The organism is Secundilactobacillus hailunensis, assembly GCF_005405185.1.
In the GTDB taxonomy this organism is placed as follows: Bacteria; Bacillota; Bacilli; order Lactobacillales; family Lactobacillaceae; genus Secundilactobacillus; species Secundilactobacillus hailunensis.
Window position 1 is genome coordinate 21,911 of record NZ_BJDO01000014.1, and the last position, 19,725, is coordinate 41,635.

17 protein-coding genes and 1 other annotated feature are annotated in these 19,725 nt (G+C 44.5%); of the genes, 6 read left to right on the plus strand and 11 right to left on the minus strand.

Features of this window, described 5'->3' with window-relative positions; translation table 11 throughout:
* Positions 1-122: 122 nt before the first annotated feature.
* Complete coding sequence (locus FFM73_RS05420; protein WP_137630765.1) at positions 123-965, plus strand: prephenate dehydratase; 843 nt, start codon at positions 123-125, stop codon at positions 963-965.
* Here FFM73_RS05420 and FFM73_RS05425 read toward each other — a convergent pair.
* From FFM73_RS05425 to FFM73_RS05435, 3 genes are all read right to left on the minus strand, one after another.
* Positions 953-1,960 carry a ketopantoate reductase family protein gene (locus FFM73_RS05425; protein ID WP_137630766.1) on the minus strand — a complete coding sequence of 336 codons (1,008 nt, stop codon included), beginning with the start codon at positions 1,958-1,960 and terminating at the stop codon, positions 953-955. The two genes, FFM73_RS05420 and FFM73_RS05425, sit on opposite strands and share 13 nt — an antisense overlap.
* A 447-nt stretch (positions 1,961-2,407) precedes the next feature.
* Complete coding sequence (locus FFM73_RS05430; RefSeq protein ID WP_137630767.1) at positions 2,408-3,412, minus strand: ketopantoate reductase family protein; 1,005 nt, start codon at positions 3,410-3,412, stop codon at positions 2,408-2,410.
* 65 nt (positions 3,413-3,477) lie between these two features.
* Positions 3,478-3,713 (minus strand) — a binding site (T-box leader).
* Positions 3,714-3,776: 63 nt separating this feature from the next.
* Positions 3,777-4,721, minus strand: a complete 945-nt coding sequence (locus tag FFM73_RS05435) for a magnesium transporter CorA family protein (RefSeq protein WP_171001214.1) — start codon at positions 4,719-4,721, stop codon at positions 3,777-3,779.
* A 331-nt stretch (positions 4,722-5,052) separates the two neighbouring features.
* Between FFM73_RS05435 and FFM73_RS05440 the strand changes: the two genes are divergently transcribed.
* Positions 5,053-6,411: an amino acid permease gene (locus tag FFM73_RS05440; RefSeq protein ID WP_137630769.1), complete on the plus strand. Its 1,359-nt coding sequence runs from the start codon at positions 5,053-5,055 to the stop codon at positions 6,409-6,411.
* Positions 6,412-6,473: 62 nt separating this feature from the next.
* Here the strand turns inward: FFM73_RS05440 and FFM73_RS05445 are convergent, their stop codons facing one another.
* Positions 6,474-7,139, minus strand: coding sequence for an EAL domain-containing protein (locus FFM73_RS05445; RefSeq protein WP_137630770.1), 666 nt, complete (start codon positions 7,137-7,139; stop codon positions 6,474-6,476).
* 120 nt (positions 7,140-7,259) lie between these two features.
* On the opposite strand from FFM73_RS05445, the gene FFM73_RS05450 reads away from it, so the two are divergent.
* Positions 7,260-8,660, plus strand: a complete 1,401-nt coding sequence (locus tag FFM73_RS05450) for an FAD-dependent oxidoreductase (protein ID WP_137630771.1) — start codon at positions 7,260-7,262, stop codon at positions 8,658-8,660.
* A 68-nt stretch (positions 8,661-8,728) separates the two neighbouring features.
* On the opposite strand, the gene FFM73_RS05455 is transcribed toward FFM73_RS05450, so the two are convergent.
* The 7 genes from FFM73_RS05455 to FFM73_RS05485 form a co-directional block, all read right to left on the minus strand.
* Positions 8,729-9,586, minus strand: a complete 858-nt coding sequence (locus FFM73_RS05455; RefSeq protein ID WP_137630772.1) for a GGDEF domain-containing protein — start codon at positions 9,584-9,586, stop codon at positions 8,729-8,731.
* Positions 9,573-11,600: a cellulose biosynthesis cyclic di-GMP-binding regulatory protein BcsB gene (locus FFM73_RS05460; protein WP_171001215.1), complete on the minus strand. Its 2,028-nt coding sequence runs from the start codon at positions 11,598-11,600 to the stop codon at positions 9,573-9,575. Before FFM73_RS05460 ends, FFM73_RS05455 begins: the two co-directional genes overlap by 14 nt.
* Positions 11,601-11,616: 16 nt before the next feature.
* Entirely contained in the window at positions 11,617-12,867 is a 1,251-nt protein-coding gene (locus FFM73_RS05465) for a glycosyltransferase family 2 protein (protein WP_137630790.1), read from the minus strand.
* On the minus strand, positions 12,867-14,471 hold the full coding sequence (locus FFM73_RS05470) for a hypothetical protein (RefSeq protein WP_137630774.1): 1,605 nt from the start codon (positions 14,469-14,471) through the stop codon (positions 12,867-12,869). Before FFM73_RS05470 ends, FFM73_RS05465 begins: the two co-directional genes overlap by 1 nt.
* Positions 14,461-15,906, minus strand: a complete 1,446-nt coding sequence (gene wsfD / locus FFM73_RS05475; protein ID WP_137630775.1) for a glycan biosynthesis hexose transferase WsfD — start codon at positions 15,904-15,906, stop codon at positions 14,461-14,463. The genes FFM73_RS05470 and wsfD overlap by 11 nt, the downstream gene beginning before the upstream one ends.
* A 290-nt stretch (positions 15,907-16,196) precedes the next feature.
* Positions 16,197-16,904 carry a VIT1/CCC1 transporter family protein gene (locus FFM73_RS05480; protein WP_137630776.1) on the minus strand — a complete coding sequence of 236 codons (708 nt, stop codon included), beginning with the start codon at positions 16,902-16,904 and terminating at the stop codon, positions 16,197-16,199.
* Between the two features lie 12 nt (positions 16,905-16,916).
* Complete coding sequence (locus FFM73_RS05485; RefSeq protein ID WP_137630777.1) at positions 16,917-17,600, minus strand: VIT1/CCC1 transporter family protein; 684 nt, start codon at positions 17,598-17,600, stop codon at positions 16,917-16,919.
* A 126-nt stretch (positions 17,601-17,726) separates the two neighbouring features.
* Here FFM73_RS05485 and FFM73_RS05490 point away from each other — a divergent pair, with 126 nt between their 5' ends.
* From FFM73_RS05490 to FFM73_RS05500, 3 genes are all read left to right on the plus strand, one after another.
* The gene (locus FFM73_RS05490) at positions 17,727-18,110 is read left to right on the plus strand and encodes a hypothetical protein (RefSeq protein WP_137630778.1); all 384 of its coding nucleotides are present in this window, start codon (positions 17,727-17,729) and stop codon (positions 18,108-18,110) included.
* Between the two features lie 426 nt (positions 18,111-18,536).
* A complete protein-coding gene (locus FFM73_RS05495) occupies positions 18,537-19,139 on the plus strand; it encodes a LysM peptidoglycan-binding domain-containing protein (RefSeq protein WP_171001216.1) in 603 nt (200 codons plus the stop codon).
* Positions 19,140-19,276: 137 nt separating this feature from the next.
* The gene (locus FFM73_RS05500) at positions 19,277-19,693 is read left to right on the plus strand and encodes an OsmC family protein (protein ID WP_137630780.1); all 417 of its coding nucleotides are present in this window, start codon (positions 19,277-19,279) and stop codon (positions 19,691-19,693) included.
* Positions 19,694-19,725 lie beyond the last annotated feature (32 nt).

The window sequence follows — 19,725 nt, forward strand, 5'->3', positions numbered from 1 at the left end:
TTTTACATAAACTCATTTTGCCACGGATTGCGCCAAGTTGCAATTAGATTGTGCACAACTGTAATTCGATTCAGATTCAATTTACGCTATAATCATAAGAAAAGACTCCGGAGGCTCTACTTATGAAATTTTCCGTGCTTGGCCCTGCTGGCACCTTTGCGGATGCCGCAGCTAAGAAATACCTGTCGTTACATCCCATTAAGAACGTTGAAATCGACTACCATGCGACTTTTGATCAGGTCTATCACGCGGTCACGCCCGATGGTATCGGCCTATTACCGCTGGAAAACCAACTAGACGGATTCGTTCTAGCCACCCTGCAGCGCTTGCAGGTCGCAGACATTGATGAAATTGGTGAAGTCACTGTACCGGTTAATTTTGGCTTAGCTGGTAAAGTCAGCAGTCTAGTTGAGATCAAACGAATCTACGTGCAATTCAAAACTGAGGGTCAGTGCCAGAAACTGCTCTCACAATTACCCAATGCCCAGATCATCACCACTTCCAGCAACATGGTTTCGGTGGCAAAATTACGTGCTGGTGAAACTGGCGACGCTGCCATCATGCCGCAATCCCAATTAGCCGTGCAGGACTTCTCCTTTAAGCTGGACAACGTGGCTGATCAAACCGACAACAATACGCGATTCATCGTCTTCAAAAAACAGCCGGCCGTGCTGAAATTACCAACACAACCGGCTGTTGAACAACCTGCGAAATTTAAGTATGTGGTCTTTGTGACACCGCCCACCGAAGAAGTGGGTGTACTTTACCAGATTTTATCCTATTTTGCGAAAACGCATTTAAACCTGGTCACCATTATGTCTATGCCAACCCGGCGCAAGATCGGTATCTACTCATTTTATATCGAAATTTCCGGTACCTTTGATCAAGAAGCCGTTTTGGTTGAAACTGTGAAGCAAATGACTGCCGTTTATACAATTCATTCACTGGGACTCTATGCGCTTTGAGCCGTCTTAGCTGTTGCTTTTTCCGCTTTAGCAGCATCCCGGGCCTTCCGTTCATTTGCCCGGTGATATTCAGCTAAATGAACCAGGTTAGTCAGGAAAATATGAGTCTTCGCTTCGTAATTGTGTTCACGGCCGAGTTTAGCAATATAGCCGTTGATGTAATCAACTTCGGTTGGGCGGTCATGGATCATGTCTTGGTACATGGATGGGTAATGCAGCGGCATATCAATTCTGGTATTAATGTCCAGCGCGTGCATTTCTTCATCCCGGCTGGAAACTAGTGTGATACCGGCTCGTTCGCAAATATCGTAAGCTTCGTCGATCAGCTGACGGCCCAGATCATAGGCTTTATCGAAGTTGCCAAGTTCACCCATTGGAATTTCAAACATGGTGCAAAGCGTGTTGATAACCGAATTGAAAATAACCTTGGTCATCAAAGTGCCCTTGAAGTTCGTGGTCAACGTCGGGTGCATTTGCGCCTTTTCTAGTTCGTCGAATAATCGGTGAGTCATTTCATCCGGTTTTTCCGTTAAATTAGCCATGTTCATTTTACCGGCACCGCGTTTACCCATAAAATCAACGTCGCCGGGGCCGTTCAAAACGGTGGCAATCAACGCTGTTCCGGCAATAATCTTATCATCTGCAAAGTACTGCTGTAATTTTTCAATGTGTCCCATGCCGTTCATGCAGGTGAAGACATACTGCTTATCGTTAAAGAAATGCTCGCAGCGCTTCAGAAAACCGGCCAACTGCATTTGCTTGGTGAAGAAGATCAGCATATCCGGATCACCATGGTACGTTTCTGGTGTTTCCAATTTGATAGGAATCAAATGGCGGTCTTGATGGTCACGGGAAACGTAGGCACCGCCCTGCGCGTGAATCTTATCAATGTTGGGCTGCCAAGTATCAATAAACGTGACGTCGTTGCCCGCCTCTTGTAGTAAAATTCCGTAACGTAACCCCATTGCACCTGCACCGATCATTGCAAATTTCATTAAAATCACACTCCAATTATTTTATTTGACGAGAAAAAAAGCGCCCCTGACCAAGTTCATCACTTGATCAAGGGCGTTTGTGCGCTGTACCACCTTAATTTGTGCCACCTTCACAGATGGTCACCTCTCACGTACGGTCCCCGGGGACGATACGCTGATCCAGTAAGGCGGATACACCATGAACACTCAAAAATCGCATTCATTGCTCAAAGGTTACTTTCACCGCTGGCTGCACCACCCCTTCGCACTTTACGGGGCTCACTTGAAGCTTACCAGGAGTTACTCTCCTTCTCATCGCATTTATTTTTCTCATCATTTGTTAATGTGGTTTTAATATATGCCTCGTTTTCTAATTCGTCAAGCCTTATTTTCCTAAGTTTAGCGATTTCAAGTAAACGAAGCTGGCTATGTATCGTTCGAAAATTAAAGCAATCTAGTCACCCTATGTTATTGCCGACTTGTATGAACCGTTTCAGTTTGAGCTGCTTGTCTTTCTCGTGCCTGCTTTAGATTAGCCCGATGGTATTCTGACAAGTGAACCAGGTTGGTCAAGAACACGTGGGTTTTAGCATCGTAGTGATATTTCGCGCCTAGTTTAGCGATATAGCCGTTGATATAATCTACTTCAGTTGGCCGGTCATGAACCATGTCCTGATACATAGATGGGTAGTGCAGCGGCATTGTGACTCGACAATTATAGTCTAATGCGTGCAACTCTTCATCGCGGGTCGATACCAGAGTGATCCCCGCCCGTTCACAAACGTCGTAGGCTTCATCGATCAGCTGACGGCTCAAATCATAGGCTTTGTCAAAGTTTCCATACTCACCCATCTGCATTTCAAACAGCGTGCAGAGGGTGTTCATCACGGAGTTAAAGATAACTTTTGTCATGAGGGTTCCCTTGAAGTTCGTGGTCAACGTGGGGTTCATCTGCGCCTTTTTGAATTCATCGAACAGGCGGTGAGTCATCTCATCCGGTTTTTCAGTTAAGTTCGCCATGTTCATCTTACCGGCACCGCGTTTACCCATAAAATCAACGTCGCCGGGGCCGTTCAAAACGGTGGCAATCAGCGCCGTTCCGGCAATGATCTTATCATCGGCGAAATACTGCTGTAGTTTTTCAACGTGGCCCATGCCATTCATGCAGGTAAAAGCGTACTGCTTGTCGTTAAAGAAGTGCGCGCAGCGTTTCAAGAAGCCCGCTAATTGCATTTGCTTAGTAAAGAAAATCACCACATCTGGGTCACCCTGATAGGTTTCTGGTGTCACCAGCTTAACGGGTACCAGATGACGGTCTTGACCATCCCGCGAAACGTAAACACCGCCTTGTTGATGAACTTTATCAAGATTTGGCTGCCAAGTGTCAACAAACGTGACATCATTGCCAGCCTCTTGTAATAAGACGCCATAACGTAAACCCATTGCACCTGCACCAACCATTGCAAATTCCATTCAAATCACACTCCACTTATTTATTTGACGAGAAAAAAAGCGCCCTCGATCAAGTTCATCACTTGATCAAGGGCGCCTGTGCGCTGTACCACCTTAATTTACGGTTTCTTCACAAAAACCGCCTTTTCACGTACGGTCCTGGGAACGATACGCTAGTCCAGTAAGGCGGACACACCGTGAACACTCAATCATCGTATCACTGCTCATAGGTGATTTTCACTGCTGGTATGCTTACCCCTTTTCACTTAACGGGGCTCACTTGAAGCTTACCAACAGTTACTTTCCTAATCATCGCATTTATTTTTCTCATCATTTATTAATACTATTTTAATATATACTCTGTCTTCAACTTTGTCAACTTCAGTCAAATATCGTGATGCTTTTTTAAATACCAGAGTAACAGGACAATCGGTATAACCGAAATGGCAATTGAAAGCACCCAGCCCCACGGCTCCTTGGATAAGGGCAACGGCATGTTCATCCCCCAAAAGCCAGAAACAATTGGCGGAATGGCCAACGCCAGCGACCAGACCGTTAACAGCCGCATGGTGTTGTTAATACTATTATCCAAGATATTACTGTAGCTGGTAACTACCTGTTCCGCGATTTCAGCCGCGATATTAGCCATTTCACGACTCTGTTCCACTTCCACCTGGAGATCTTTTAGATGCTGCATCTCCAAAGTCGATAAGGTCAATGGATCATCGTCCGCGTCGGACATGACCTGCAACTGACGAATAGCGATCACGTTATTATCAGCGGCGGTCTTCAAATAAACTAAGCGCTTATCAAGATTCGACAGTTGGGTGATCTGTTTATTACTGGGCCGTTTTTGAAACGTCTCCAAGGATTCCCGGGCCTTATTCATATCATCAATGCGATCCAAATATTTTTCATTCAATCGAAAAATCAAATTAAAGACAATGGTCATTAAACTATCTGTCGGTGAGCCTTTTTCAGCTCTGATTTCATCGATAACCGTCTTTAACAGGTTAGTGACGTACATATTTCGCGGGTGCGTGACCGTGATCAAATCCTGACCCTTTATAAGGATACAAAAGGGCACGGTTTCTAGAATCTCGGTACTATCCAATCCCTCTTCGCCCTGATTCACTGAACGAAAGATCAGCAGACTGCAGCTGGTTTCAGTATCGTAGTCAAAACGTGCCCGTTCACGGATATCTCGCATGTAGCCAATATATTTTTTCTTAATATGGTAAGTATCTCGTAACTGATTAAAATTATGGGTATCTGGCTGGTCCACTGAAACCCAGTTTAACCCTTGCCACAGCTGATGTTGTTCGATCATAATCTGCCCCTTTACCATTCTTTTTATTCCTATTTTATAGCTTTCAGCATCATTTGAATTTACTGCATATATATACCGTCAAATGCCCGTTTCTACCCCATATCAGTGATATAAGCAATCCAAACGCAACTATATTCATCATCAGGATTTAATTTGCACTTATAGCCAACATCGTGTAACATTATTCTCATACAAAACTAATAAACGATGTTAAAAATTGTTAATATCGTTTGGGCTATAGTGACATCAAATATAGCATATCACTTATTAAATTCATTGTTGGCTCCATCTCAGGGGAGAGCCTCATTCTATGTGAAAGGGATTAGAAATTATGAAACGAAAGTTAAGTGCGCGCCAGATGCAGATGATTGCGCTGGGTGGAACGATCGGTGTTGGCCTGTTTATGGGGTCCACATCAACCATCAAGTGGACCGGGCCTTCTGTCTTGATTGCTTATGCCATTGCTGGTATATTCTTATACCTCATCATGCGGGCATTAGGGGAAATGCTTTACGTTGATCCAGATACTGGTTCATTTTCTAAATTTGCAACTGAATATATTCACCCATTAGCTGGCTACTTAACAGCTTGGAGCAACATTTTTCAATTCGTCATCGTGGGAATGAGTGAAATGATTGCCATTGGCGGCTACTTTAAATTCTGGTGGCCGGGATTGCCAGCTTGGATCCCCGGCATCGTCGCCATCACCTTTCTTTGTGTGGCCAACCTGATTTCCGTTAAAATGTTTGGTGAACTGGAATTCTGGTTTGCTCTGATCAAAGTCGTCACGATTATTTTAATGATCATTGTAGGTCTTGGCCTGATTATCTTTGGGCTTGGTAACCACTTCCACCCCATTGGGATTTCTAACCTCTGGGTTCACGGCTTCTTTACCGGTGGCTTTAAGGGCTTCTTCTTCGCCCTATCGATCGTACTGGCTTCCTATCAAGGGATTGAATTGATCGGTGTCACTGCTGGTGAAGCTGAGAATCCGCAGCAGACGTTGGTAAAAGCCATTCGTTCCACCGTCTTTAGAATTTTGATCTTCTATATCGGTGCAATCTTTGTGATCTTATGTATTTATCCATGGAATCAACTCAGCAACGTGGGGTCACCCTTCGTTGAAACTTTCGCCAAAATTGGGATTACCGCAGCGGCTTCAATCATTAACTTCGTGGTCATCACCGCAGCTTTGTCTGGTTCCAACTCCGGTATTTACAGTGCCAGCCGGATGTCATATACCTTGGCAAATAACGGTCAACTACCAAAACGTTTCTTGAAACTCAACCGGCATGGTGTTCCCTTCTATTCCGTAATTGCAATTTCGCTCGGAATTTTCTTGGGGGTCGTCCTAGACTTTGTCGCCCCGTTCTTCTTTAAGAATGCCGACAATATTTTCGTGATGGTCTACAGTTCCAGTGTGCTACCAGGTATGATTCCATGGTTCGTTATTTTGATCAGTGAAATTGAATTTAGAAAACAGCACAAAGACTTAATGGCCAAGCATCCCTTCAAGATGCCATTTGCACCGTATTCAAATTACATTACGCTGGTCTTCTTGTTGATCACCCTGGTCTTCATGTTCTTTAATCCTGAAACCAGAGTTTCCATTCTAGTCGGAGTCGTCTTCCTAGCAATTATGACGCTCATTTATTTCGTCAAATTTCACGGCAAAGCTAAAGTCAATTAATTTAAAAAGGACGGTTATCAGCGAAACACTCGCTGGTAACCGTCCTTTGATGCAATGACCATCTATTCCAATTTAACTAAATGAGGTTTACCATAAAAGTAACCTTGGCGGAAGGGTAGATTGAGATCATCAAGCAGCTGATCTTCTTCAGTAGTTTCGGTACCTTCCACCACTAATCTTAAGTGGTACTGATCAGCAATTTTCTTCCAAAATTTAAGTTGCTCAACGATCTGACACTCCCGATGTTCGACACGAAAATTCTGCATCGCAAATTTGATTTCATCAATATGCGGCAACATAAACTTAATGTTCTCGTAGGTATTACCACCGCTGCCGACATCATCCGCGCTGATTTGAATCCCGTATTTGGTGTAGCGCTCAATACTTTTAAGTACCTGATCGTCAGCAACCAGCTTGTCGCTTTCTTCCTCGGTAACCTCTATAATGAGTTCGACCGGGAAAATTTCGCGTTGCACGCCAATCAGCGCCGTTGCCATCTGCGAATCAATAAATTGGCGACGGTTTAAGTTGAACGAGATTGAACCAACTTTTAAACCAATTCGGTGGGCAGTCTTTTTTAATAAACTGACCTGCTCATCAATTGGAATAGCTTCAAAATTTTGTGGGAGGCTCCAGTGCTTTTCATCGTACTTACGAATTAAAGTTTCGTAGCCAACCAGCGAATTAGTGAATTTATTCAATTGTGGTTGGATAAAGTACCTGTACATGCCTATTCCTCCCCCAAAGTGTTTACAAACCTGATTATATCATGTATAAATTCGTTTTTAACAAATTCACTAAAATTATAATTTTGTCCACTAATTAATATGAAATGAGGGGTTATCATCATGAAAGTCATTATTATTGGTTGTACACATGCAGGGACGATCGCCGCTACTGAGATTTTGAAGAATCACCCAGAAACTGATCTGACAATCTATGAGCGTGTTGATAACTTCTCTTTTCTATCTTGCGGTATTTCATTATACCTTGAAAACCGGGTTAAGCGATTGGAAGATATGTTTTATTCATCACCACAGGAAATCAGTGATATGGGGGCCACGGTGCGTGATAAGCATGACGTACTGAAAGTTGACGCCAGCAATCACACGATTCGTGTTGCTAACATGGAAACGGGTAAAGTTTTCGATGATACCTATGATAAATTGATCATGACAACTGGTTCGTCTGTGCTGGTACCACCCCTATATGGCATTGATAACACCAAAGTTTTGCTGTGCAAAAACTATCAGCAAGCTCAGACCATTCAGCAGGCTGCGCAGAAGTATCACAACATCGCCATTATTGGTGCGGGTTATGCGGGCGTTGAGTTCGCCGCAGCCCTCTCTAAGACCGGCCATCAAGTAACGGTCTTCCAAGCCATGCCGCAAGTCTTAAATAACTATGTTGACGGTAAAATGTCCGATTGGGTCATTAAACAGCTGCAAGATCACCATATTGACGTTCATTTGGAAACTCGCGTCAATGCCTTTACCGGTGACGATGATAGCGACCAGATCACGATTGAAACTAATCAGGGTGATTTTAAGACCGATGTTGCCATTGTCAGCACCGGCTTTACGCCCAACACTTCCCTTCTAGCTGGTCAAGTTAAGTTGGAACGTCACGGTTCATTTTCAACCAACCGTTTCCTGCAAACTTCTGATCCAGATATTTACGCTGCTGGTGACTGCTGTATGGTGCGGTTCAATCCCTCAAGATCAGCAGCCTACACACCACTAGCAAGTGTGGCCATTCGTCAGGGAATGCTGGTGGCACATAATATTTTCGGTCACACGCACCCTTACATTGGGACGCAAGCCAGCTCAGCACTTGAACTTTATGGCAACGCTCTGGCTACTACTGGGCTCACGCTCGTACACGCTTTGAAGCGGGGATTAGATGCCGACAGCGTTACCTTTGATGGCACTTGGCGGCCAGATTACATGCCTTCCACTGACCGCCTCACCATCGTGTTAGTTTATGATAAAAAAACGCGACGAGTCTTAGGTGCTCAGCTATTAAGTAAGCATGATATTACGCAGTCTGCTAACGCCGTATCGGTCGCCATCCAAAATAACAACACCATCGACGATCTAGCGTTTGTCGATATGCTGTTTCAGCCAAACTTTGATTATCCCTTCAACTACCTTAACCAAGTTGCCCAACTGGCAATTGATAAGGAAGCGGCTGCTGGTAGAACCGAACCCCGCTTCACAGCACTCGGTTATACACCGGATCAAAAATGAGACACAAAAACACGTTCAGACGGTTTCACAGAAATCGTTTGAACGTGTTTTTGTGTCTCATTTTCTCCCTAAACATCATATTCGGTTTCGCGAATTCCCTGTTTCATGAGGTCATAAGGACTGTCCATGGTCGTTGCGTTCCAACTGGCTAGTCCAGCTGTTAATGACGTGTCCAGTTGGCTGAGTTGATGATGCTCATACAGCTCATTGAGGAAATTAGCTTTGATTTGGGCAATGAGCTGTTCTGCCTGCCCTTCATCCGAATGCAGCATCATCCCCCAAGTTGGATCCTCCTGATCTAAAAAGTAGGACAGATTATTGTCCGCAGCCACTGTCGTTAAGGTATCTGAAATCACGCGTAACAGCGTTTGATTCTGATCTGGACTTAGCATCCGCTGTAATTCGGCGTAGTAGCGAATCCGAAAAACTAGCATCGTCACCGGTAGATCAAACCGCCGATGATTTTCAATGTAAACGCGGGCATCCATCGTAAACGCCACCAATGTTCGTAAATTAGTTTGCGCATCAAAGGCTCCCTGTTCAGTAAGCCGATTACGCAGCTGATGATTATAGACCTGTAACTGCTGCTGTCGCTGCGTCATCATTGCCAGTGCGCCGCTCAATAACCCCGGTAGAATCAGCCAAAACGTCATTTTTAACGAAATAGCATGGTGCAAATAAAGGTTAATATAGGCCGTTGAGATAATTTGGCAGAAAATAAAGAGTAAATTCGATAACATCCCTGGAATAAACCCATAAAAGTAGGTAATCAGCATGACCACCACCGTCACTCCCAGATAGACGGTATTCCAGAGTAGATTGCCCGATATATCGACAAAAATTACCGTTAAGCTCATGAGGGTCAGAAAAATCACAAAACCAATATCCGCTTGAATACTGGCTCGGCCACGATCATCGATGTTCATGCCAGTTCCCCTTTCGTTTCAGTAACCCATGACGCCATAGGATAGAAATCACCACAAAACCAAAGAAGGCGATGGCTAGTAGTGACAGCCCCATATACACCCAGAAATGCCCCTGTTTGTGAAAGGTGACGTTAAACGCATCATCTTTTAACAGTTTTTGCTTCTTAAACCGGTAACTAAAATGCTGATTATTATCGTCTACAACAATCGTATCTGCCTGGCGATACTGGGCGATCTTCACTTGCCGGTTAAGCTGAGTTGATGCCCGATACACCGCATCATCATGAGCTCCCGTCACCACTAATAAGCCGTGATGTGAATTAAAGGGTGACCACAGTAATTGCGCCGTTCCTACCCGCTGAGCATACTGCTCTTCCAGGCTTAATTTTTCATTAGACTTAAACCCGGTAAACGCTGAGTTATATTGAAAATATAACTGGTCATTTAACTGTCTGATCAACGGCGTCTGGGCGGGCGTGCCAAAGGCCAGTACGTTCGCCTGAGCTAATTCGGCTGCACTTGGCTGACCGTGATAGACTTTGAACTCCCCGGTATTTTGTTTGGCATAGTTACCGATCAGTCCAAATAGATTAGCCATGGTGGCAAAATCATTTTCCGTTAACCGGTCTGGTCGAACTAACGCTAAATGCTGGACCGCCTGATCCTTCATGAAAACACTAGGATAGTTGTCAAACAGCAGATCCCGGTTGGGGGTTGAGCGGATAGTCGCATAGGAGTCCGCCAGTACAGACGCCCACGCATTTTGGTCAGGTACCGCCTGCTTCGTCTCCTCCGGCAGAGCCAAGTCAAAGTCGGCCTGCACGGTGAAGGTGCTGTTAAGCGGCAAATTAGCTGGCAGTTTAACTCGTACAGTATCATTATCAGCGCGCTCACTGCTCAGTCGCTGACTGCCAATTGCCTGATTATTGACCTTGATGGTGACTAATGACCGTTTAAAATCCAAGTTCTTGGCGTATCGCAGTCGCAGATTGATCGTTGATCCCGCTGCGTTCAAATGATCGTTAGGTAGCTGAACAAAAAAGGTCTTCACGTGGTGTCCCGCACCCTGCACGTGGTCATCCTTTTCTAGCAATGGCTGACGGCCTTGAAACTGTAATACCGACGTAAAGGTAGCAGTTTGCGGGCTGATCCATTTGGTCGTTTGTGCCGTTTCTCGCATCAATTCTTCATTAGCAACAAATTGGGCAGCTTTTTCTAGTAACTGATCTGATTTCGACGTCACTACCAGCACCGGCCGTTGATTGCGTTTCATTACCTGAATGACGGCGTGATCGACCAATCTTTGCTGCGGTAATTGTCTGCGTATATCGGGCGGTAAGTGGTCGAAGTTAGCTACCAATAACCTAAAACCAGTCCGCTTATCTTTCCCCAACGGTCTCAGCGGTAATTCACGATCTTCGGCAGTCACAAACCGTGTCAATCCCGTTAGTGCCCGCAGGCTGGCTGTTAACTCCGTATCCGTGGCCCGGAGCGGTGTTTCAACTGCCGATTGGTTTGCCGCAATCGTATCCGCACCAGTCATGTGACCATAAAAATCATTAATGTGGTTGGTCGGTCTTTCAATCTCATAATCGAAGTTGACATTGCTGGTGTTAACGATGGTCAGCCAATTTGCTGGGGTTGGTGTGGCTGGGGTGTTTTGATTCAGTAATTGACCGGTCACTTGCAGATTATTTTGTGATTTAAGCAGCTGGGCCGGTATCTTAATTTGCTTTGTCTGCAGCCCCTTGGCTTTTGAAGGGCGAAACGAGTTGAAGGTGATGCCATTCACGGTGATCGTCACATCTGAAACCTGCCGATCTGTTAATTGAGAAACCTGAAAATTCAGGTTTAAAGTCGCTTTTTTAACCTGCCAATACCCCATTTTGACAAAGTACATATTGGCCGAAACGGCTTTACCAGCTAACGAAGTCGTCTCGTTTTGAAACGGCTGCGTGTACTGTTTAGCTGCTGCCTGCCGGTCACTAGTAAAAGACAGTAAAAGTAGTGCCATCACCAAGAGAACACTACTAGTAACGCTTAGTTTTATACCACTTAGCCTGCTGATGAAAGATTTGTTCACGAATATACCCCACCATTCCATAGATTGCCACTGCCAGCCACATCTGACTATAGATAAAGTACATCAAACCGATGATGCCCAAATTATCGATCGTCAGTTCGCCCTTTTCAGTCGTGATCGTCACAAACGTGCTCAAAATAAACAATAGAATCGCGAATAGCCAAACCATCCCGCTATAGTCCTGCAGCGTGATATGCACCAGATTAGCCACTGAGAGGACAAAGATGATGTCGGAAAAAACTAACGCAAACAGCAGTAAAAAATAGGTACTCATAAAGTACAGCAGATCAAACCAGATCACTCTGGCAGCCGGTTGAAATAACAGCCCTAAATTTTTCAAAATCACGTAGATGTTCCCCTTTACCCAGCGCGTGCGCTGATGAAACCAAACGTCCAAGGTCTGCGGTTCCTGCTCCCAGGTGACTGCTAGGGGCTGAAAGGTGATCTGCTTGCCCAGCCGGTACACCTGAAAACTGATTTCAGTATCCTCAGCCAACGCTTTCACATCCCAGCCGCCAGCAGCTTCCAAAACATGGCGATGAATCACGTAGTTCGTTCCAGGAATCGTACAGAGCTTAAATAACTGACGGCGACCAGCCTGTGCCATCCATTGAAAAGTTAACGTTTCAATGTTAATAAAGCGTGTCAGCATCGTGACGTTTCGGTTCCGCGTCCGAAACTTTCCGATCACGGCACCTAGTTTCGCATCTTGCATAAGGGTTGCTACCAGATAACGCAGTGCACTGGCTTCCGGTGTATTATCGGCATCATAAACAGCAATCACGTCACCTTTTGCCTGTTGCAGTCCAATGTTTAAGGCATTGGATTTCCCCTTACCGCCAGTTTGCGCGTTGGTGTTGATGACCTGAAAATTGCGGTCCTGATACACCGACTGCATTCTGGTCAGTAAAGTCGCCGAATCATCGCTAGAGTTATCATTAATCACGATCAATTCATACCGTTTCTGCGGGTAATCAAACTTCAATAGCGCTTGGACCGTTTTCAGCAGTACCTTACCTTCGTTATGTGCCGGCACGAGGATCGACACGAACGGCGCCTTTGCTGGTAAAGCTGGGGGAACTGTTCGACACCATCTTAAATAGTAGTAATACCCAGCAATGGTCAATATTAAATTAACGACCAGAATCCCCCAGATCGCGATTATCGCAATAAATAACAGACTGCTTAAAATTGAAATCACCTATCCTTATTCAAACGCGAGTGAATGAATTTACCACGGTAAATACGCCAGCCAACGATCAATAATCCTGCTAGTAGCAGCCCAATACCCGTAAATAACCATAGCAGCGCTTGGGATTGCCACTGAATGATCTGATTCATCCACGATGGTTCAGCAACTCGCTGATGGGGGTCTGAAAAATTCGCCACATCGCCATCCAAGTCAGTTATCGGCTCATCATTAACCAGATATTGTCCCGAACGATAACCGTATGAAGTGGCAGCCGCTTTTAACGTTGTCTTCAGGTGGCTTTGAACGGGATCAAACCACTGGAAGCTGCTACTCTGCAGTTGTTGCATCAAGTCATCAATTTCGCTTTGTCTAGCAGGCATAGCTACCAGCAGTGCAGTCGGCTGGGCAAATTTAATTTTTTCCGGGAACGCTGCCGTTTCAAATGCCTTAAACGGGATGCCCACGATACCCGTATCAAATCGTTGACTATTGGTCACTGCTGATTCAGGCTCAGCGGGTGGCTGTTCGAGTTTTTGCGGCTGATCAGGCAACATCAAGACGTGGGTCGCCTGACTTAACACTGCCCGTTGTCTCTGCACTGAACGGTTCCAATAGCCAGCAGCACTGACACCAACTGGAATTACCCGATCTGCGCCTAGACTAGCTAATTCAATTTGGAAGACTGACCTTAAATCTGGTTCGTTCAACCGCTGGGTCCCGGTTTCAGTAGCTGGACTCCAAAAGATGAGTCCGCCGGCATTCTCAGCTGACCTCAGTACTGCGGTATACCGGTGAAAAGCCTTAAGATCAGTATTTTGTGCCACGCTAACAATACTGAGCGCAAACGGGAACCCCCGTGACGCTAACTGATCGATCAGCCGTTGCAGATGGTCAAGCCGTGTATAGGGCGTAATCCCAGTAATCGTCAGTATTGGCCGATGTGTTCGAGACGGTAGCCGGAAAAGCCGGGTCAGTAACTGCCCCGCTAAGGCCATTGATAAACCGTCTTTTCCTAGTTCAGGTAAAAAACCCATCTGCTTCCTGACTACACCGTACGAATAAACGGTTGAAGGCTGTGTCTGGCTCGTTAACTGCCCAATCGACAGCGCGTTATCTGCCAGTTGGTTATTCACCAAGAGCGTTTTATTTTCCGAAAGCGGCTGTCGTGCTCGACCCTGATGGAGATTTAACTGCTGATGAGTTAACGTTTTGAACGTCCCGCCTAATGCTTGACGTTCCTCCGCCTGCAAGTTGGGACCAATATGCAACTTGATCCCGTTAAACCTAGCTCGGTCCCGTTTAAAGATCGGGTTCTTACTCCGCGACTGTGCCCAGTTCACCATTGTAATAATTCCCTGATACTGACTGTTTTTGAGTATTTGCTGGTGGTACTGACTCAACTGAACAGTTCGGACGCGTAAACCTAAACTGGTCAGTAGTCTCTGACAGCGATCTAAGTTCAGATCACCATGTTCAGCCACGTTCTTTGAATCGTAGACTAGCAGCACTGGCTGATCATCAGTAGCCTCGGCTTGGATGGCGGTGCGTTCAACACCAATAACCAACAGCACCGCGAGTAATAACCAGCCAAAATAACTTTTACGCTTCATCACTGTGCCTCCATAGACGGTGCTGCAAAACGTCGCTAAGTAAGATCAACCCAGTTAACGTTAAACAAATGGCTACCGGTAGCAGATGAGTAACCAAATTAGCCATGCCATACAGCACAATGGTCACTGGCGGTACTAGGACAACAACGGATAATAGTCCCAATACCAGCCAAAAATGACTTCTAAGCTGCTGATTAGCCTTTCTTAAACCTCGCAGCACTCCACTGGCGTAGATAATCATGATGGCAACTGCTAACAAGCAGTTGAACCCATAAGTTTTGGGATAATACGCTCCGGCTACATAACTAAATAGCGAAAAATACGTTGTTTTTTGAAACGGTTTATTATCACCTTGTTTTTCTTGAGTTCCAGTTAACTTAGGCCTTAAAATCAGCATATTTTTAGCCGCTCTGTTCAGTAATAGATTAAATTGGCGCGGGTGTTCAGTATATTCACGTATCAACCATGGCAGATTGTAGTGCTGGCTGAGATTTTGCTTGGTGTAATCAGCCTGTGGCGCTAATGCCGTATATGCCGTTGGGTAATAGCTTTGCCCCTTCATTAGCGAAAATTGTTCATCGATATCGTTGGTTTTGGCAATCTGTTCCGGCTGATCAGTTGCGAACAACCGCCCCTGCGTCAATGCTTGATACTTATTCATTGCCTGCACTTCCGGTGTTATATTATTAGCTGAAAGCCAGCAGGTAAACAGCAGCACACTAGTGACAACCGCGGCTGTTCCGTGAATCCACTGCCGATTCGGAAATCTTAAAATACCAACTGACATGAGCAAAATACCAATAATCAGTAAGCTCGTTGACTCATGTACCAGTAATAACGCAGCGGCACTTAGATAAAATCCAACCGTTAACCATTTGTTTACAGCTTTGTAACGGCTAATCAATAGCCCAAAACCAACTAGGTAAAGCAGTAAAATGAACGTCATTGCCTGTGGATAAAACGAATTAAAGTACAGCGTAAAAGACGAATCAGCAATAAATAACGTTGCGCTCGCCGCAATTAAATAATTCCGTAACCGCCTTTTTTCCCCCACTAGGCCCTTTACTAAAACGGCTACGCCACCCAAATAGAGAATGTAATGGACTGTGCCTAAGAAACGAATATCAAACCGGTCATGACTATAAAATAATCGGTTCAGGCTCACTGCCAGCTGAATCGCCACTGACTGAACCGTTAAATGCTCTAAATGGAGCGGATTATAGTACCTCATCAAGCCGTACTGCTGCACCACATAGCCGGCTTGAACTTGGTGCAGACTATAGAGATCATTAGTCGCCATGAAGCGTTGAAAATCGCCGTTATCCGAGTAACCATGAATCGGTGTCAAAAAGATCAGCCACCCCGCAATCAGTGCACAGCAGATTACTGCCAGTGTTGCGGGACTGATTTTGACCGTTTCAACTATTTTTTTCAATCTCAGTCCCTTTCGTTTAATCGCCTGAGTAGTATAGACCATTTTATAGTAACCGAAGCGGTGTTCGCGTACAATAAAAAATCACTAATATTATCAGGTGAAAAAGTGTCTCATTTATGAAAACAGAACAAAGATTAGCCAATGACCGCTATGACGCGATTACGAGCATCATTTGCTCAATCATAAATCAAAAACTGTCAGAAATTTCCGCTGAAATCGGGCCACAAAAAAAGACTGTTGCATTTTCCGTTCGGGGAGAATTGTAACAATCCTAGTTATGCATTCATTTATTATTTCAAAAGCAACCCAAGGCTATAGTGAATGATCATGGTAATGATCCCCACAATGACATTCCGAATAACGGCGGTTTTAACTAAACCATTCCCTAACTTAGCAGCCAGAAAACCCGTAATCCCAACGGAAACACAGACGGCTAAAATCGTTGCTGGCCATTGAAATGCAACTGGCGAAAGCGTCATTGCTGCCAGTGGGAAAACACCACCTAACGACGCTGAAAACAGCGATGAGAGGGCCGCGTACCACGGGTTCATGTAGTGATTTAACTTCAAATCATATTTAACATTCACCACGGTCTCCAACGGCTTTTGTGACATTAATTCATTGGCGATCTTAGTAGCGGTTACTTCTGTAACACCACGATCAGTATAGTGGTTGATCACCGCCTGCAGCTCACCCTGATATTCCGTCTTCAGCAACCGTTTTTCAGTTCGAACGACCGACTCTTCAGTATCCTTTTGGGTACTGACTGACGCGTATTCACCAGATGCCATGGAAAAAGCACAGGCCAGTAAATCTGACAGGCCCGCAATAAAAATCGTAAACTGATTCGGTGTCGCTACCGCAACACTAAACAGCACACCAACAACGGTTAAAATACCATCATTAGAACCCAGCACACCCGCACGTAACGTGTTTAGTTTTTCTTCCATCGTTTGGGTGGACTTTTTCTTCTTTTGCTTAATTACTACTTCACTCATTTAAAGTCCCCCCTATAGATGACCGATCAACGTCCCAATGACATAAGTGACGATCATTGTCAGCATACCGGACACAATGTTTCTAACGACCGCGTTGCCACGTTTCGCATTCCCCAAAGTTGCCGCACTAAAACCAGTTATCGCTAAAGCAATCACGACAGCCACAAAAGTTCCTATAATTCTGATTGAGGCAGGTAACATGGTGATTGCTAATAGTGGTAGAATGGAACCGATTGGAAATGAAATCATCGAGGAAATCGCTGCCGCGTAAGGACTCGTATATTCGCCAACATCGAAACCATAGCGTTCTCGAACCGTGGTAACTAATGAATCCTGATCCATCATTTCACTAGTCGCCTGTTCAGCTAGCTGCGAATCAATGCCGTCATCAACATACTTTTGCTTGACGAAGTTGAACTCATCATCGTAATTTTTAGCAAGTGCATCTTTCTGGTTCATGATTGCTCGCCGCTGCGCATCTTTTTGCGTGTTGACTGAAACATACTCCCCCATTGCCATGGATACCGTACCGGCCAGCATTCCTGAAATACCAGAAATAAAGATAGCAAAGTTGTTGGTCGTAGCACCCGCAACACCGATAACGATACCTGCAACTGATAAGATACCATCGTTAGCTCCCATGACAGATGCTCGCATAATGTTAATTCGCTGTGCCAAAGTTTGCTTCTTCTTCATGAGTATCAACCTTCTTTCTTACTTTAGAATTTTTCTTATCTACAACAACCATTCTAAACTCTCTTTACTCAAAAGTAAAATATTTTTACAGTTTTTTTGTGTGCAATCACATAATCGGAGGTATATATGGAAGAAAAGGTTACCAAATACCGTCAGTTATACATAGCAACCCGGGATGCCATCTTAATGGCACCACTAACAGCTACGCAATTAACCACTTTTAAAACTCAGCTTACTGCTCTCAACCTAGTAAGCTTAAATGGCTTGGCCCAAAAACTTGGTCAGGCCTATTTGGATTTAGTGAGTGCCAACCTCACTTACGCCTCACATCAGCTGATTTTTGTGCTTAATTTAAATCACGATCATTCAACTATTCCGTTACCCATTTCGGTTGAACAGCTCCGCGTCTGGGAAAAAGCTCAGGCACCAGAGTACGCGCTTTTCACACGAAACCCCTTTCTGTATAACGGTTTATCAATTGATGAAATAGCCGCTAAAGCCCTTTTGTAACATTCCGTTAACATTTCATACAAAATATAAATCAAAACACCGAATTTTCGAAATACTGATAATTCGGTGTTTTTTATTACTTTTTAACAACTCGCGGCAATTATAGCTGAAAATTGAGCACTCTAAATTCTTATTTTTTAATTGTTATCTTATTTTAGTGTAACGCATTTGTTACATTACGCTTTCATATTTCCGCTTATGTCATGATTATGACAATGTTTCAAATATATGACGTGTTTTGAATTTAATGTAGTGATTCTGTTACTGAAAACCAGATTTAGCATGTTATAGTATTACTCGTGGCAAAGATAAATAATACTTATCTTATAGTTTAATTAATTCAATTCCTATGCTTTTAAGCATAATATCGAAAGGTTGGTCCAACATTCTATGTTACCAAAATCAATTTTTTCACGTAGTTTACTCATGTTCGGTACGTTAATCGGTCTCGGTTTTACTACTATCTCTGCTTCCGCTAAAGAATATACTGTTAAATCAGGCGATAGCCTTTGGGATATCGCAAAAGGTAATCACACATCAACTAAAGCAATTGTTGATGCTAACTCTCTCAGTTCAGCCAGCGCCGTTATTTTACCCAATCAAAAGTTAAATATCCCCACTGGTGCAAAAGCTGATAAGAGCTCTAGAATTACGCCGCTGACTAAAAGCTCAGCAAAGGCTTCAAACACTTCTACTGCTTCAAACGACAGTAAGGCCAAGCAAGCCGACACCAAAAATGCGACTAGCGGCTGGACGACCATGGTTGCCACAGCTTATGATCCACAAGTTGCTGCCGGTGGTCAAGGAACTTCAATCCCTACTGGTACTGGTGTGGCCGCTGCGTTAGACCGTTATCCTAAGGGCACTCAGCTGGAAATCAAGTTCCAAGATGGTCATACCGAAAACCGGGTCGTTAACGATACGGGTACTTTTACTTACAGCAACCCTAACCAGTTAGATATTTCCATGACCAATTCACAAGCCATGCAATTTGGTCGTCAATCGATCCAAGTTCGGGTCATTGGCTAGTAAAATTTGAATACAACATTAACCGGTCACCTAGCATTTAAAGGTGACCGGTTTTTATGCTGCTGCTAAAAGCTTGACCAATTTCTTTTACAATCCCTGTGCTACAATAATGTTAATTTATATTTGGAGGGATTTTAATGGGAAAATATATTGTCCATTCAACCTTAAGACCAGCGGGTACTCAAGTAATGAATCAAACAGGCGGCCATTCTTACCTAGCTGACGAGCCCCTAGTCGCTAAGGGGACCGATGCCGGGCCGAATCCGGTTCAGTACCTGTTAGGCGCTGTAGGCAGCTGTATGAGCATCACAGCCCGAGAACTCGAAAACGCCGACAAAAATTTGACCATCAAGACGTTCAAGGTCGCCGTTACTGGCGAAACCACGACGTACAGTGATGAAAGCTCTAAGGTGACTCACATGACGATCAAGATCACAGCCGAAACTAACCTGTCACCTTCAGATCATAAATCCTTCTTAAATGAAGTGGTGCGGCAATGCACCGTCCATGAATCCTTAAAGGGTGCCATTCCAATGGATATCATTTTTCAATAGGACCTTAAAAAGCAGCCTGATTACTGACTAAG

Bases quoted from the DNA above. Each gene is read 5' to 3' on its own strand.
- FFM73_RS05450 (WP_137630771.1), top strand. From the start codon at position 7,260: ATGAAAGTCATTATTATTGGTTGTACACATGCAGGGACGATCGCCGCT.
- FFM73_RS05435 (WP_171001214.1), bottom strand. From the start codon at position 4,721: ATGATCGAACAACATCAGCTGTGGCAAGGGTTAAACTGGGTTTCAGTG.
- FFM73_RS05420 (WP_137630765.1), top strand. From the start codon at position 123: ATGAAATTTTCCGTGCTTGGCCCTGCTGGCACCTTTGCGGATGCCGCA.
- FFM73_RS05500 (WP_137630780.1), top strand. From the start codon at position 19,277: ATGGGAAAATATATTGTCCATTCAACCTTAAGACCAGCGGGTACTCAA.
- FFM73_RS05440 (WP_137630769.1), top strand. From the start codon at position 5,053: ATGAAACGAAAGTTAAGTGCGCGCCAGATGCAGATGATTGCGCTGGGT.
- FFM73_RS05445 (WP_137630770.1), bottom strand. From the start codon at position 7,139: ATGTACAGGTACTTTATCCAACCACAATTGAATAAATTCACTAATTCG.
- FFM73_RS05460 (WP_171001215.1), bottom strand. From the start codon at position 11,600: ATGGCACTACTTTTACTGTCTTTTACTAGTGACCGGCAGGCAGCAGCT.
- FFM73_RS05480 (WP_137630776.1), bottom strand. From the start codon at position 16,904: ATGAGTGAAGTAGTAATTAAGCAAAAGAAGAAAAAGTCCACCCAAACG.
- FFM73_RS05490 (WP_137630778.1), top strand. From the start codon at position 17,727: ATGGAAGAAAAGGTTACCAAATACCGTCAGTTATACATAGCAACCCGG.
- FFM73_RS05425 (WP_137630766.1), bottom strand. From the start codon at position 1,960: ATGAAATTTGCAATGATCGGTGCAGGTGCAATGGGGTTACGTTACGGA.
- FFM73_RS05485 (WP_137630777.1), bottom strand. From the start codon at position 17,600: ATGAAGAAGAAGCAAACTTTGGCACAGCGAATTAACATTATGCGAGCA.
- FFM73_RS05430 (WP_137630767.1), bottom strand. From the start codon at position 3,412: ATGGAATTTGCAATGGTTGGTGCAGGTGCAATGGGTTTACGTTATGGC.
- FFM73_RS05470 (WP_137630774.1), bottom strand. From the start codon at position 14,471: ATGAAGCGTAAAAGTTATTTTGGCTGGTTATTACTCGCGGTGCTGTTG.
- FFM73_RS05455 (WP_137630772.1), bottom strand. From the start codon at position 9,586: ATGAACATCGATGATCGTGGCCGAGCCAGTATTCAAGCGGATATTGGT.
- FFM73_RS05495 (WP_171001216.1), top strand. From the start codon at position 18,537: ATGTTCGGTACGTTAATCGGTCTCGGTTTTACTACTATCTCTGCTTCC.